At 67.5% G+C, this 15,058-nt stretch carries 8 protein-coding genes; all 8 read right to left on the bottom strand.

The features are described 5' to 3' along the window. Window positions 1-26 precede the first annotated feature (26 nt). The gene (locus tag LQD00_RS12280) at window positions 27-1,577 is read right to left on the bottom strand and encodes an acyl-CoA carboxylase subunit beta (RefSeq protein ID WP_006867069.1); all 1,551 of its coding nucleotides are present in this window, start codon (window positions 1,575-1,577) and stop codon (window positions 27-29) included. A gap of 40 nt (window positions 1,578-1,617) precedes the next feature. Continuing rightward, complete coding sequence (gene pks13, locus LQD00_RS12285) at window positions 1,618-6,978, bottom strand: polyketide synthase Pks13 (protein WP_232717497.1); 5,361 nt, start codon at window positions 6,976-6,978, stop codon at window positions 1,618-1,620. Window positions 6,979-7,077: 99 nt separating this feature from the next. Continuing rightward, on the bottom strand, window positions 7,078-8,982 hold the full coding sequence (gene fadD32 / locus LQD00_RS12290; protein ID WP_232717498.1) for a long-chain-fatty-acid--AMP ligase FadD32: 1,905 nt from the start codon (window positions 8,980-8,982) through the stop codon (window positions 7,078-7,080). Window positions 8,983-9,242: 260 nt separating this feature from the next. Then, the gene (locus LQD00_RS12295; RefSeq protein ID WP_232717499.1) at window positions 9,243-10,253 is read right to left on the bottom strand and encodes an LLM class F420-dependent oxidoreductase; all 1,011 of its coding nucleotides are present in this window, start codon (window positions 10,251-10,253) and stop codon (window positions 9,243-9,245) included. Between the two features lie 177 nt (window positions 10,254-10,430). Next, window positions 10,431-11,438 carry a cutinase family protein gene (locus tag LQD00_RS12300; protein WP_232717500.1) on the bottom strand — a complete coding sequence of 336 codons (1,008 nt, stop codon included), beginning with the start codon at window positions 11,436-11,438 and terminating at the stop codon, window positions 10,431-10,433. A 1-nt stretch (window position 11,439) separates the two neighbouring features. Then, a complete protein-coding gene (locus LQD00_RS12305) occupies window positions 11,440-11,988 on the bottom strand; it encodes a DUF732 domain-containing protein (protein ID WP_232717501.1) in 549 nt (182 codons plus the stop codon). Between the two features lie 183 nt (window positions 11,989-12,171). Further along, on the bottom strand, window positions 12,172-13,713 hold the full coding sequence (locus tag LQD00_RS12310) for an alpha/beta hydrolase-fold protein (RefSeq protein ID WP_232717502.1): 1,542 nt from the start codon (window positions 13,711-13,713) through the stop codon (window positions 12,172-12,174). 276 nt (window positions 13,714-13,989) lie between these two features. Then, window positions 13,990-14,979: an alpha/beta hydrolase gene (locus tag LQD00_RS12315; RefSeq protein ID WP_232717503.1), complete on the bottom strand. Its 990-nt coding sequence runs from the start codon at window positions 14,977-14,979 to the stop codon at window positions 13,990-13,992. Window positions 14,980-15,058 lie beyond the last annotated feature (79 nt).

Raw genomic sequence — 15,058 nt, forward strand, 5'->3', positions numbered from 1 at the left:
GTTTGGCGAAAAGGGGTGGGTTTGCACTAGATCGGCATCAGGAAGTGCTTGCGCGGGGTCTTGAGGACCTGCTTGTCGCGCAACTGCGCCAACGCCTTCCGGAGCTGCAGACGTGTCTCGGCGGGCTCGATGACCGCGTCGACGTAGCCGCGTTCGGCCGCCAGGTACGGCGTGGCCATCATCGTGTTGTAGAAGTCGATGAAGTCACGACGGACCTTGTCGGCCTCGGCGGCCGAGAGTCCCTCGGTCTGACGGCGGGTGAGCACCGCGGCAGCCGATTCGGCGCCCATCACTGCGATCTTGGCGGTCGGCCAGGCGAAGTTGATGTCGGCACCGAGGTGCTTTGACCCCATCACCGCGTAGGCACCGCCGTAGGCCTTGCGCAGCACCACGGTGACCTTCGGGACGTCGGCCTCCACGTAGGCGTAGAGGAAGCGACCCGACCGGCGGATGGTGCCCTTCTGCTCCTCGGCGAGGCCGGGGAGGATGCCGGGCGTGTCCACGAGGAACACGAGCGGGATGTTGTAGGCGTTGCAGATGCGGACGAACCGCGTCGCCTTCTCCGACGAATCGGTGTCCAGCACACCGGACATGACGCTCGGCTGGTTGGCGACGACGCCCACCGACCGGCCGTCGACGCGCGCGTAACCGGTGATGATGTTGGGTGCGAACAATTCTCCCACCTCGTGGAAGGCACCGTCGTCGAACAACCGGATGATGATGTCCTTCATGTCGTACCCGGCGTTGTCGTTGTCCGGCATGAAGTCGTTGAGCGACAGATCCGACTCGGTGATCTCGGGTTCGAGACCCGGGTTGATCACCGGCGGCTGCTCGTAGGCGCTCGACGGCATGTACTGCAGGTACTCGCGGACCCAGTCGAAGGCGGCCTTCTCGTCGGGCGCGATGTGGTGGATGTTGCCCCAGCGCGCCTGGTTGTGGGCGCTGCCCAGGTCTTCGGCGGAGATCTCCTCGCCGTTGACCTGCTTGAGCACGTCCGGGCCGGTGACGAACATGTACGACTTGTCCTCGACGGCGACGAGGATGTCGGTGTTGGCCGGGGTGTAGACGGCACCGCCGGCGCACTTGCCGAGGATGACCGAGATCTGCGGTGCGAGACCGGAGAGCAGGTCGTTGCGGCGACCCATCTCGGCGTACCAGGCGAGCGAGGTAACGGCATCCTGGATGCGGGCGCCGGCCGAGTCGTTGATGCCGACCATCGGGCAGCCGATCTTGCCCGCCCACTCCATCAGTGACGCAACCTTGCGGCCGAACATCTCACCGACGGTGCCGCCGAATACGGTCTGGTCGTGCGAGAACGCGGCGACGGGGCGTCCGTGAACGAGGCCGTGACCGGTGACCACACCGTCGCCGTAACCGCTCTCCGCGGCGCCCGGCATCTTGGCGAGCGCGCCGATCTCGACGAACGTCCCCGGGTCGAACAGCATGGCCAGGCGTTCGCGAGGGGAACAGATCCCCTTCGCCGCACGCTTGGCGACTGCCTTCTCCCCTCCGGGTTCGCGAGCGGCCTCCAGCTTTTGCCGGAGGTCGGCGAGCTTGCCTGCGGTGGTGTCAGTCACGGTCCTTCACTTTCTACGCGACCACGATGTCTCGTTGAAGCTACTTCTTATCAAGCTCGCCGAGACGCGTGGCCAGATCGGCGCCGATCTTGGCGATGTACGGCTCGTCCACGATCGACAGGTGGTCGCCGCCGATGTGGATGATCTCGAGGTCGTCGACGACCTCGCCCCACCGGCCGTCCTCGTCGATCTCGGCCCACTGCGGTTCGAGCTCTATCGCCCCGGCGTGCATCTTGTCGGCGCGGTACAGCACGACCTTGCCGTCGTACGGTTCCGGCGCGATGTTGCTGAGCACGCGGTTCTCGATGAACGAGGTCCGCTGGTGTTCGATGATGCCGCCGGGGATCTTGGTGCCCGACATCGACATCATCTCCATGATGATCGCGAACTGTCCCTCGTCGTCGGCCTCGACGAGCCGCTCCATCGGGATCGGCACGTCCGGGTCGAGGTCGTAGTTGCGGATCGCGAACTCTTTCCACCGTTCCAGGCGGGCCCGCTTGGTGTCGGGGGTCTCGGTCATGTCCTCCCGCGGACGCACGACGTCGATCAGGCCGACGAAGGCGACCTCTTCACCTGCTTCGCGGAGTACCTGGGCGACGCCGTAGGCGAGGGCACCACCGAACGACCAACCGACCAGCACGTACGGCCCGTTCGGCTGCAGTTCACGCAGACGCGGGATGTATTCGCGGACACGGTCTTCGATCGTTCCCTCGACGCCGCGGTCGAAACCGATGACCGGCCGGTCGTCGGGCAGACGCTTGAGCAGCGCCTCGTAGGACGAGGTATTGCCGCCGGCCGGGTGGAACAACAGGATCGGGGTCGGGTCGCCCGCAGCGGGGTCGTAGACCTTCTTGTCCTCGGGAACCAGACGCAGGTAGCGCAGGAATCCGTCGGTCGACGCGCCGGCATCGAGGTGCTCGCGAACGTAGTTCGACATCTCCTCGATGGTCTCCGAGTCGAGGATGTCCTCGACGTCGATGTCGCCACCGGCGCGCTCGTTGAGGCGGTCGGTGAGCTGCTGGGCCATCTCCTCCGACAGGACCGGCAGCTTGTTGAAGATGCCACCCGCGGACTTCTTGGTCACGACCGCGTAGGTGCCGAATGTCAGACGCTCGGCCGCATCACGCGGCGGGACATCCGAACCCGCGGCCTCGGCGACGGCCTTCTGCGAGGTGATGTCGGTGGCCGGCCTGGTCTCCGCCTTGGGCGCGGGAGCCGTGACCGGCTCCGGGTCGGTGCCCGGGGAGGTCGCGACGGCGTCCTCGACGTCGACGACGTCCTGGGCCACCTCTTGCTTCGGCTCCGGCGACTCCTCGACGGCCGGCAGGCCCGACGATGCGTCCTTGGCGTTCTGCTCGTCGATATAGGCGTTCAGCGCTGCGGTGTCGAGTTCGCCTCCGCTGCCGGCGTTCTCGGCGAGGTCGTCGAGCTGATCGCGGTGGGTGACCGCGAACTCGACGAACTTCTGGACGTCGGCCAGGTTCGCCTGGCGCATCGCCTGCAGCTGCAGCTGCGGGATGTCGAACTCGTACTCGACGCGGTTCTTGATCCGCACGGCCATCAGCGAATCCAGGCCCAGCTCGATGAGCGGGATCTCGCGGGGAAGGTCCTCGGGGTCGTAACCCATCGACTCGCCGACGATGATCGCGAGGCGATCACCCACGGTCTCACCGGATTCCGGGTTCCACTTGTTCCCGATGTCGTCGACGACCTCGTCCTCGACGACGACCTTGTCGTCGGCGAACGCCGCGGCCCCGGACTCGGGGGCCGCCGCCGGCGCGGACACCGTGCCGGCGGTCTCGTCGAGGTCGCCGGTCACGACAGCCTCGAAGAGCAGGCGGAAGTTCTTGTCGGCCTTCACATGCAAGCTCACCGATGCGCCGCCCGGGTGCGGGCTCAGCGTGGTGGTGACGGTGCCCGCCTTCGGGATCTCACCGTGCGACACCGCGGCACCGACCGAGGCGTTCTTCAGCACCTGAGCGGCGGCGGCGTGCACCAGCGCGCGCGGGTCGGTGACGGCGGCGGCGTTGACCTCCCAGGCGTGCCGGCCGTCGGGCAGCGCGACATGCGATCCGGGGACCGAACCGGCCGAACCACCCGAGGAGAGCTGCGCCTTGAGCCAGAACTCCTTGCGCTCGAAGCGGGTCCGCGGGATGGCGGCGTAACCACCGGCGCCGAACAGCGACGCGACGTCGACCGGGTGGCCGTGCACGTACAGCTTCATCAGGGCGTTGACCAGACCGAAGCTCTCGTCTTCCTTGCGGCGCAGCGTCTCGATGAGCTCGGCGTCGTGCAGACCGGCCGAGAAGGTCACGGCGGCAACGGAGATCAGGACCGCCGGGTTGGGCGAGAGCTCCAGGAAGGTGCGGTGGCCGTTCTCCACCGACTTCGAGATGGCCTGGCTGAACCACACGCTGTGGCGCAGACCCTTGAGGAAGTAGTCGATGGTGTGGACCGGCTCGTGGCCCGCGCGATAGAACACCTCGCGGTCGACCGAGCTGTAGAACCCGGTGGTGAGACGTCGCGGCTCGATGCCGGTGAGCTCGTAGGCGAGTTCACCGAGGATCGGGTCCATCTGCGAGGTGTGGCTCGCGCCCTTGGTCTGCAGCTTGCGGCCGAGCTTGCCCTCGGCCTCGGCTCGCGCGACGATCGCGTCGACCTGCCCCTCCGGCCCACCGATGACGGTGTGCGTCGGGGCCGCGTAGACGCAGATCTCGAGGTCGGGGTAGTCGACGAGGACGTCGTTGATGTCCTCGGCGCTGTACTCGACCAACGCCATCAGGCGGATGTCGTCGCCCTGCAGCATCGACTCGCCCTCGCCCATCAGGCGCGAACGCTGGCAGATGACGCGTGTCGCGTCCTCCAGCGACAGGCCGCCGCTGATGTACGACGCCGAGGCCTCACCCATCGAATGCGGCACCAGCACACCGGGTTCCGCGCCGTGGTGGCGCAGGGTGTCGGCAAGTGCGACCTGAATGGTGTAGATGCCGACCTGGCTGGTCTCGATGCCGTAGGTCTGCTCGTCGTCGAGGAACATCTCGGCGATCGAGTAACCCAGCTCGTTCTGGATGAGCGCGTCGACGCGGTCGACGTACTTCGCGAAGATCGGGTTCTCGGTGTAGAGCTGCTTGGCCATCTTGCGGTGCTGCGAACCGAAGCCCGACAGCAGCCACACGGCCGACGCCGCATCCGGCGAATCCGACGAGTACACAAGGGGATTGCCCTTGCCGTCGGCGACCGCGCGGACGCCGGTGATGGCGTCCTCATGGGTGCGGGCCATCACCACGGCACGCGAACGGCCGTGGTTGCGGTGTGCGAGCGCGCGTCCGATGTCGGCGAGCGGGGTGGCCCGGCCCTCGTCGGATTCGAGCCACTCCAGCAGGTCGGCGGCGGTCTTGCGGCGACGCGACGGCAGGAAGCCGGAGATCACCAGCGGGACGACCGAACCCTCGACGGCACACGGCGCGAAACCCTCGGCCGGGTCGGCCGCGGTCTCGGCGACCACCGGCTCGACATTCTTGGCCTGCGCGGCCAGGACGGCCCGCTCGGCCTCGGTCAGGAACTCGTCCTCGTCGTCGAGATCCGGTTCGCCGGGCAGCGATCCGGTGGCGGGGAGCTCCGACGCCCCGGCGTCGACCGCGACCGTCTCCGGCTTCAGGTCGCTCGGCAGGACCTCGCGGACCACCACGTGGGCGTTGGTGCCGCCGAAGCCGAAGCCGGAGATGCCGGCGACGGCGTGGCCCGAGTAGCGGGGCCACTCGGTGGCCTCCGGGATGACCTTCAGGTTGGTCGCGTCGAACTGGATGTACGGGTTGGGGCCGCTGTAGTTGCGCGACGCCGGGATGACGCCGTTCTTCAGCGCGAGGACGACCTTGGCGATCGCACCCGCACCCGCAGCGGATTCCATGTGTCCGTAGTTGGTCTTCACCGAACCGAGCAGCATCGGCTTGTCGGGGGTGCGTCCGCGCCCGACGACGCGCCCGAGGGCGTCGGCCTCGATCGGGTCGCCGAGGATGGTGCCGGTGCCATGGGCCTCGACGTAGTCGACGGTGCGCGGGTCGATCGCCGCGTCGGTGTACGCCGAACGCAGCACCTCGACCTGGGCCTCGGGGTTCGGGGCGGGCAGACCGTTGGAACGACCGTCGGAGTTGACCGCCGACCCGGCGATGACCGCGAGCACGTCGTCGCCGTCGCGGCGGGCGTCGGCCATGCGCTTGAGCACGACGAGACCGCCGCCCTCGGCGCGGATCATGCCGTCGGCGTCGGCGGAGAAGGCCTTGATATGGCCGTCCTTGGCCTGCGCGCCGATCCGGTCGAAGCCGAGGGTCGCGGCGGGGGTGATCAGCATATTGACGCCACCGGCGAGGGCGACGTCGGATTCACCGGTGCGCAGGCTGCGTACCGCCTGATGGATCGCGACCAGCGACGACGAGCACGCGGTGTCGATGGCGATCGACGGCCCGCGGAAGTCGTAGAAGTAGGAGACGCGGTTGGCGACGATGGCCGTCGAGGTACCGGTCAACGCGTAGGCCGCGGTGTCCTCGGCGCCCTCACCGAGTCCGAGGGTCGCGAGCAGCTGGTAGTCGTTGGTCGACGTACCGATGAACACACCGACCGGCGCACCCTTGAGGTCGCTCGGCGGGATGTGGGCGTGCTCGAGCGCCTCCCAGGTGAGTTCCAGCGCGAGCCGCTGCTGCGGATCGACCATCTCGACCTCGCGCGGGCTCATCTGGAAGAAGTCGGCGTCGAACGAGCGCACGTCGTCGAGGTAGCCGCCCTTGATGTTCGACGACTCGAGGATCTCGGCGAAACGCGGATCGGAGGTGAACTCGGTCCACCGGCCCTCGGGCAGGTCGGAGATGCCGTCGACGCCGCCGACGAGCGCCTCCCAGGTCGACTCCGGGGTGGTGCCGGACTTGGGGAAACGGGTCGACAGGCCGACGATTGCGATGTCGTCGTCCGCGCTGCGCTCACGCTGCCAGAAGGTGTCTGCGGTGTCGTCGAGGCCCTCGTCGGGGTCGCCGTCGATGATGCGCTGCGCCAGAGACGAGATCGTCGGGTGGTTGTAGACCACGGTCGCGGTCAGGATGACCCCGGTCTTGTCCTCGACGTCGGCGGCGAGGGCCACCGCATCGCGCGAGGAGAGTCCGAGTTCTTCCATCGGGCGGTCGACGTCGATCTGGGCGACCGGCACGGCCGTCGCCTGCGACACCCATTCCCGCAGCCAGTCCCGCAGTTCGTCGACGGTGAGGTCACCGGCGGTCTCGCCGGGGGTGGCCTCACCGTTCGACGTGGCGTCGGTCGCGTCGGCGGTTGCTCCGTCTACCGAACCGGGGGTCTCGAGGGACGAGTCTTCGGGCAGATCGGTGCCGCGGGACTCGTCGGTATTCAGTTCAGACATCGCTTCCAGACTACTGCTCTCGTCGACACCCGAAACCGGGTGCCGGGTGACTGTTGCTGACGATCACCGACACCGCGGCCGTGAACGGGTGCGGACGCGCTATTCCGCAGCGTCCGGGAACGCCGTCTGCTTGTAGCCGCCGCGCAGGCTGCCGTCGATGTAGGCGGCACGGGTGGCCCGGCGGGCGATCTTGCCCGACGAGGTACGCGGGATCGAACCGGCGGGAACCAGCAGGACGTCGCGAGCCATGACGCCGTGACGCTGCGCGATGGCGGCACGCACGGTGTCGGCGACCTCCTGCGGGTCGGCCTTTCGGCCCGGTCCGCGCTCGGCCACGATGACCAGCTGCTCGGAGGCATCGTCGGGGTCAGGGGTGAGACCGCTGCCGGCGAACTCGAAGACCACGGCGGGCAGCTGGTTCGCCGGCACCGAGAAGGCGGCGACGAAGCCCGGACGCAGCGCGGTGCTGGCCTCCTGGGCGCTGTACTCGAGGTCCTGCGGGTAGTGGTTGCGTCCGTCGACGATCACCAGGTCCTTGACGCGACCGGTGATGTAGAGCTCACCGTCGAGCCAGACGCCGTAGTCGCCGGTACGCATCCACAGGCCGTCGGCCGGGGCGCCCTCGGAGTGGCTGCCCTCGGGGAGCGGGGCGACGAGCTTGTTGTGGAAGGTCTCCTCGGTCTCGGCGGGCTTGTTCCAGTAGCCGGCGCCGATGTTGAGGCCGTGCAGCCAGATCTCGCCGACGTGACCGTCGGGACGCTCGGAGGCGGTCTCCGGGTCGACGATGACCGCCCACTGGCTCACCGCGACCTGGCCGCAGGACACCTGGGCGACCGAGTTGGGCGTGCCCTCCTCGACGACGGTCAGCTTGCCGGCGTTGAGATCGTCGCGGTCGACGTAGATGACCTTCGCCTCGTTCTCACGCTGGGTCGCGGAGACGAAGAGGGTGGCCTCGGCCATGCCGTAGCAGGGCTTGATGGCCGTCTTCGGCAGGCCGTAGGGCGCGAAGGCCTCGTTGAACTTCTTCATCGAGCTGACCGTGACCGGCTCCGAGCCGTTGATCAGGCCGATGACGTTCGACAGGTCGAGTTCCTCGCCCTCCTTGGGCAGGCCGCGCGCGGCGGCGTGTTCGAAGGCGAAGTTCGGGGCCGCGGCGTAGGTCTCCGCGCCGTCGGCGGCCGCGGCGAGTTCCTTGATCCAGCGGCCGGGGCGGCGGACGAACGCCTGCGGGCTCATGATCGTGATGTAACGACCGCCGAGCGCCGGCAGGATCACGGTCAGCAGACCCATGTCGTGGAACATCGGCAGCCAGGTGACGCCGCGCGCGTTGCGGTCGATCTGGATGGTGTCGGAGATCTGCAGGACGTTCGCGGCGACCGCCTGGTAGGTGATCTCCACGCCTGCGGGGACGCGGGTCGAACCGGACGTGTACTGCAGGTACGCGACGGTGTCCTTGTTGTGGTCCTTGCCCGCGATCGGGGCGACCCAGCTCGAACCCACCGAATCGGGGACCGCGTCGACGGCGATGACGCGCGGGCGCTCCTTGGCCGGCAGCGGCGCGAAGAAGTCGCGGACCGCCTCGGCGGACTTGGTGGAGGTGAGGATCGCGGTCGGCTTGCAGTCGTCGAGGACGGCGTGCAGACGATCGGTGTGGCCGGGCTCGTCGGGCGAGAACAGCGGCACCGCGACGTTGCTGGCGTACAGCGCGGAGAAGAAGCCGATCACGTACTCAAGCGACTGCGGCGCGAGGATCGCAACACGATCACCGGGCTTGGTCACCTGCTGCAGGCGTGCGGCGACCGCGCGCAGGCGCTTGCCGAACTGCGCCCAAGTCAGGTCCTGGGCTTCGCCGTCGCGCTCGCGGCTGTAGTCGATGAAACGGTAAGCCAGCGTGTCGGCCTGCTCACGTACGTTCTGCTCGACGTAGTCGACAAGCGTTGCTTCCTCGGTGAAAGAGATGTTTCCGGTCTCATCGAGAAAGTCTTCGAGTTCAGTCTTCAGCATTCATTACTCCTGTGGCCCCCTCGTGGACTCCCCCACGCGAGTGCAGTTCCCCGGTGACGTCCTTCGGCGACAACACCCGGCGCTTCTGCCATCCACGTCCTGTGCCGACCGCGGGATACGGTAGCGCACGTCCAGTTACACAACGAAAAGCTTGTGATCGTCATGGTCAGCTTCGAAAAAGCGTACGACGGTCATCCGGCGCACACCTTCGGTTCAACGACCCACCACCTCGCAGTTCACTCGCGAGACAGACGGCCATCCTACTCCCCCTTCAACTGGGCCAGTACGGGCGCAAAGGCGTCCATCTGGGTGGGGAAGACCCCGACGTAGGACATGGTCGTCCGGCGGCGGACCTCGCGGATCTGATCCGCGATCTCCTCGAAGCTGCCGATCGCGATGTACGGCGAGGACAGCACGTCGTCGACGGTGAACTCGGTGTCGTGCGCGATGTTCGGCGGGTAGCCCTGTTCGAGGGCCTTCAGCGCCATCTCGGCGGTTGCCACGCGATCGTCGGTGATGACGATGACGGCGATGGTCCAGTTCAGTTCGATCTCGTCGAAACGATCACCCGCGGCCTGGCGGATGCGGTCGACGCGTTCGGCCGTCTTCTCGATGGTCATGTCCGACAGCTTCATCTTGCCGTCGGGCGTGGTGCCCGGGGCGACGGAGATGATGTCGGCGTGCTTGGCGGCGAGAGCCAGCATCTTGGGCCCGCCACCGCCGACCGCGATCGGCGGGCGCGGTCCCTGTCGGGGTCGCGGGCTGCCCTCGAGGCCGTTGATCTTGTAGAACTCGCCGTCGAAGTCGACGGTCTCGCCGCGCATCAGGCCGTCGAGAATGGTCAGCGCCTCGTCGAGCCGGCGGATGCGGACGCCCGGGGACTCGAACTCGATCCCCGCCTTGTCGAACTCTTCCTTCATCCAGCCTGCGCCGATGCCGAGCTCGAGTCGTCCCTTGCTCAGCACGTCGATCGTGGTGGCCTCCTTGGCCAGCAGCGCCGGGTGGCGCCAGCCGTTGGCCAGCACCGACGTCGCCAGACGGATCGTGCTGGTGGCCTGGGTCAGCGCACCGAGCGCGGCCAGCGGACCGACCTGGTTGCCCAGGTGATCGGGCACCGCGAAGGTGTCGTAGCCGTACTCTTCGGCGGTCTGGGCCAGCTTGACGAACTTGCGGGCTCCGCCCTCGTCCTTGTTGCCCTCACCGCCCGCACCGAAGCGGAACTTGCGCAGACCGGAGGAGCTGCCACCCGCATCATTCGGGGGTTGCGTCATCGCTGTCCTCTCCTCGTGTCCGGCCGTCGGGGACGCCGTACGGCACCCTGTGTCGATCGCCCGGACGAAGCCCGGGCCAGCCCAACACGTTAATGCAGCGTGACGGCCCCGCAAAACGAATCGGTGGTCTCGGCGACAGGGTTACAGCGAGTTGGCCGACCGCGGGACGCCGAGGGGTCACTCGTGCGCGGGACGCGGGGCCTCGTCGATGAGGTCCTGGGCCCACGAGTACATCCACTGGGTCGCGGTGCGACCGTCAGACTCCCAGTACTTGGTGGTGGCGTACATCGCGTGGATCGGGTTGCTCGCGGCGTTGGCCAGCTTCGACACCGCGGCGAGCGGATTGAGGACCGTCGGCGAATCGCAGATGAGATCGCCTGGCGCACAAATGGACTGCACGCGGTCCTCGAGGTCGCCGAAGCCGCCGTTGCGCGGGCCGGTCATGGTGATGCCGGGGACGATGTTGCCCATACCGCCGAGCGCGATCTCCGCGCCGACGCCGTCGGGGCTGGGGTCCACGTCGTTCTGCTTGCCGGGCTGGCGGCGCCCGTCGGCGATGAGCCCGACTCCGAGGACGAGATCCTGGTCACCGTCTTCGAGCACACCCCGGCCGTTGCCGATGTTGCTGGCGAGATCACCCGCGATCACCGCCCCCTGACTGAAGCCCATCAGCACGTAGCTGGTGAGCGGGCAGCGCTTGTTGGTGTTGATGATCTTGCCGGCGGCACGCTTGTACCCCTGGGTGCGTGAGACGTTGTAGTCGGCCTGACGGTCGGCGAGGTTCGTCGGGTTCCGGAACTGTGCGGTGTAGGGCACCGTGTAGACCTCCGTCCGCGACGAGTCGAACTCCTTGGACAACGCGCGCGAGACCCGCAGCATCAGCGAATTCGGGTTCGCCGACGGCGCGTACGGGTCGTCGGTCGCACTCGACTCCCAGGTGCCGGGGATCACCACGGTCAGCACATCGGGACAGTCCGCGGGTTGCGCCTCGGGGCGTTCCTTGGACGGCGTCGACGGGACCTCCGGTCCGATCGGCGGGATCGGTCCGGGCCTCAGCCACACCAGGATGAGCAGCACGATGAGAACGATCGCGATGACCGCGAGCGCGAGGAGGAACAGGGAGAACTTCCCCAACCGCCGGGCGGGGCTCTTCCGAGCGCGGCCCGCGGTGCGTCTGGCCATCACGTCAGCAGTAGTGCTGTTCTGCTGCGCGAATCACCTTGTCGGCCTTGGTGTTCGCCTCTTCGACAGTCTTGGTCCCCGGCCCTACCGACGCGGTGACGAAGGCCTTCACCATGCCCGGGTCGGTGCCCTTCTGCTTGGCTCCGCACACGTACTTCGCCATGGTGAGCGAGACGGAGTGGTCGCCGTCGCCCATGAAGGTGACGTTGTCGGCCTTGAGTGCCGCGAGGTAGGCCTTGGCCTTGGCGTCGAGCGGGGCACCGCTGGGCCCCGGGAAGTTGTCCGGGACCTTGGTGCTCGGGTTGGGCTCGGTCTCGGGCAGCCTCGAGGTGGTGCCCGACGGCGCGTCCGAGACCTTGGCGGTCGGCTCGGCCGAGGCCGAACCCGACGCGGGTGTGGACGATCCCGCGGCCGAGTACAGCGACGTGGTGGTGACCGGGTTGTTGGTGATCGGCGCACTGGCCGTCGAATCGTCGGAGCACGCCGAGACCGAACCGAGCGCGAGTGCGAGGCCCGCCAGGGGCAGCACCAGCCGAGCACACTTCGTTGTCATCGCCACTTCCTGTCGAACCTCTATCCCGCCGGACGCGGCACAGCCGGACACTGCACCGCACGCCCCGCCAGGCTACCGTCCCCACACCCCTCGACGATCCCGCCCACCGGCGCGACCTGCACGAACACCTCGATTCCTCAGCGAAGTCTCAGCGCCCGCACACGTGCGGTCGAGGTTGGGGCCTCACTTCAGAACCTTCGTGCCGTCCTTGGCCGTCCACGTGATGCGGCCGTGCTCGAAGTGGTTGACCCGACCCTTGCCGTCGCGGGTCGGCTCCTCGTTGCTCACCGGCTTGCCGAGACGCCCGCCGGGACCGCCGGCCGACACGTAGGCTCCGCCGATCGCGCCGGTCGCGATCTTCGGACCCTTCGGGCCGGTGAAGATGCGGCCGTTGGCGAAGTCCTGGGCCTTGCCACCGGGAACGCCGTAGGCCGGGGTCAGGCAGCCGCCCAGGTCGCCCTTGTTGGCGTCCCAGAGCTTGCGGAAGGCGCCGTCGACACGGCAGGCGACCGCGTCCCGCGAGAGACCGAGAGCCGCGGCGGCCTGCGGCCACGCCTGCATCATCTCGAACTCCCAGTACGGCCAGGTGTGCGTTCCGGACGGACGGTAGACCGCCTGGCCAGGGATCCCCTTGCGGTTCAACTGGACCGCGAACTGCTGGGATGTGACGCGGCTGAGCATCTCCAGGCCGACGCCGGAGTAGTTGGTCGCGAGCAGCGGGATGTCGGAGGGTTTGTCGTGCTCGCCGACCATGCCGTTGCCGGAGGAGATGTAGAGACTCGTGCCCTGCAGCTTGTCGGCCAGGACGTACGGGTCGTGTTCCTTCCAGGCCGGGTCGGTGGGCGGACCGAACATCTTCATCGAGTCGTAGCCGCCGCCGTCGCGGACGGCGAACTGGATGGCCTGCGGCATACCGAACGAGCTGAACTGCAGGATGCCGGAGAACGACGCGGCGAACTTGTAGAAGCCGGGGTTGCGCGCGGCCAGCATCATCGCGGCCGAGCCACCCATCGACAGACCCTCGATGCCGCGGACGTCCGTGGAGCGCCAGTCGTTCTCGAGGATGGGCGGGAGTTCCCGCATCAGGAACGTCTCCCACTTGTAGTTCTTGCCGCGGTCGGGTTCCTTCCAGTCGGTGTAGAAGCTCGACTCACCACCGATCGGCAGGATGACGTTGACGTTCTTGTCCTTGTAGAAGTCGACGATCTTGGTGTTCAGAACCCAACCGCTCTGGTCGTCCTGCGCACGCAGACCGTCGAGCATCGTCATCTGCGGGAACTTCTCCTTGGGCTTGGCATGCCAATCGCGCGCCAGGAGGATCTGTACCTGGATGTTGGTGTTCATCGACGGCGAGTACACCCATAGGGCGACGCGGCGATCGGTGTACCAGTAGGTGTTTGTCACCTTGCCCGGAGGCACCGGGGCCGGTGCGGCTGCCGGAGCCGCCGACGACGGGGGTGCAGCCGACGACGGGGGTGCAGCCGGAGAAGCCGGGGGTGCAGCCGGAGAGGCCGGGGGTGCAGCCGGAGAGGCCGGGGGCGCAGCTGGGGATGCCGGGGCGGGAGCCGCCGGCGAGGCCGGGGCCGGTGCCGGCGCGGGCTCGGCGCCCGCGAGGCCCTGACCCACGACAAGTGTCATCACGGCCACGATCGCCACCACGGCGGCCATCGCCGCTCGCCAGGCCACTCGGGCACCGACCGGTCGGGTACCACTGATTCGCCGCATCACTCTCCAGAACTCCTTCGACCCAGTACAACGGCGTCCGCACGTTCTGACCGATTCCCCGTCAGTCACAACTGCATCATCAATACCAAACGCCTCAGGAGTTTCTTACACGGAATCCGGCCCCGGTGTCCGAACGCCACGCTGTGACTCGTGGGATTTGTGTGACAGTTGATACCAACCCATCCGGCGGCAGTCCGTAGCGAAACACGACGACGCCCCGCCCGGGAATCCCGGACGGGGCGTCGTGAAGGCCGTGTCAGGCCGGTCTGTTACCGATCAGCGGAAGAAGCCGCGGTTCTTGGCGTTCCAGACCATGTCCTGCCAGTAACCCCAGGCGTGGGTGCCGTTGGCGTAGTACGTCATGAGCGGCACGCCCTGGACGAACGCGGCAGCCTCGAAGGCCTTCGACTGGGTGAACGCCAGCAGTTCCAGCGTCGAACCCTTGAACAGATCGTCGAAGACGTTGGGCAGCGAGTTGTACTTGCCGAAGAGACCGTTGCCCGAGCCCACGAAGATCTTCATGCCGCGCATGTTGCCGATGTTCCAGAAGGGATCGTTCTGGAACCAGCGGATGCTCCACGGCGGGCCCCACATCGCGTCGATGTTCCACGGCTTGGGATCGACGTCGAACATCGCCAGGCGCAGCGCGGTGCGCATACCGGGGGCGCTCAGGAAGTTGTAGCCCGACAGCGAGCCGGCACGGTCGAAGTGCTGACGGTTCTGCGCGCCGATGACGAGGGCGGCGTTACCGCCCATCGACAGACCCATGATCGCGTAGCGCTTCGACGCGCCGACGCGGAAGCCACGCTTGTCGAGGGCACCGACCAGCGACTTGGTGATGGCGCAGTTCCAGCGGTAGCGGTACGCCTGGCGGTTGAAGTTGCTGGGTGCATCCCAGTCGGTGTAGAAGCTGGCCGGTCCACCGATGGGCTCGACGACGTTGACGCCGGACTTCACCATCTCCTGGACGTTGGTGTTGATCTCCCAGCCGTTGTAGTCGTACTGGGCGCGCATACCGTCGAGCAGGATGACGGTCTTGTAGTTGCCCGGCCTCTTCCAGGCGCGGACCTTCACATCGGGCATTCCGCAGCCGTTGACAAAGAACTCCTGCTTGCCGACCTGCGTTCCGCCGATCCGGGCGCTGGCCTGGCCGGCGACCACGCCGGTCAGTCCCACAACTGTCAGCACGGCGACGAGTGCGGCGATCAGCCGGTTCCCCATCCGGCCGCGCGCAGGCTTGGTCGCCTGAGTGGCAGCTTCACGCATGTACAGAATCTCCCTCTTCGGCCGATCGGATCACCGGAGGTCTTGCCTCCTGCAGAACCCGACCGGTTCTTGTGCGTCT

Source organism: Gordonia metallireducens (assembly GCF_021245825.1).
Taxonomy (GTDB): domain Bacteria; phylum Actinomycetota; class Actinomycetes; order Mycobacteriales; family Mycobacteriaceae; genus Gordonia; species Gordonia namibiensis.

What these genes read in the sequence shown, in the direction of transcription:
- pks13 (WP_232717497.1), bottom strand. Translation starts at nt 6,978, where the DNA reads ATGTCTGAACTGAATACCGACGAGTCCCGCGGCACCGATCTGCCCGAA.
- fadD32 (WP_232717498.1), bottom strand. Translation starts at nt 8,982, where the DNA reads ATGCTGAAGACTGAACTCGAAGACTTTCTCGATGAGACCGGAAACATC.
- LQD00_RS12295 (WP_232717499.1), bottom strand. Translation starts at nt 10,253, where the DNA reads ATGACGCAACCCCCGAATGATGCGGGTGGCAGCTCCTCCGGTCTGCGC.
- LQD00_RS12305 (WP_232717501.1), bottom strand. Translation starts at nt 11,988, where the DNA reads ATGACAACGAAGTGTGCTCGGCTGGTGCTGCCCCTGGCGGGCCTCGCA.
- LQD00_RS12310 (WP_232717502.1), bottom strand. Translation starts at nt 13,713, where the DNA reads ATGCGGCGAATCAGTGGTACCCGACCGGTCGGTGCCCGAGTGGCCTGG.
- LQD00_RS12315 (WP_232717503.1), bottom strand. Translation starts at nt 14,979, where the DNA reads ATGCGTGAAGCTGCCACTCAGGCGACCAAGCCTGCGCGCGGCCGGATG.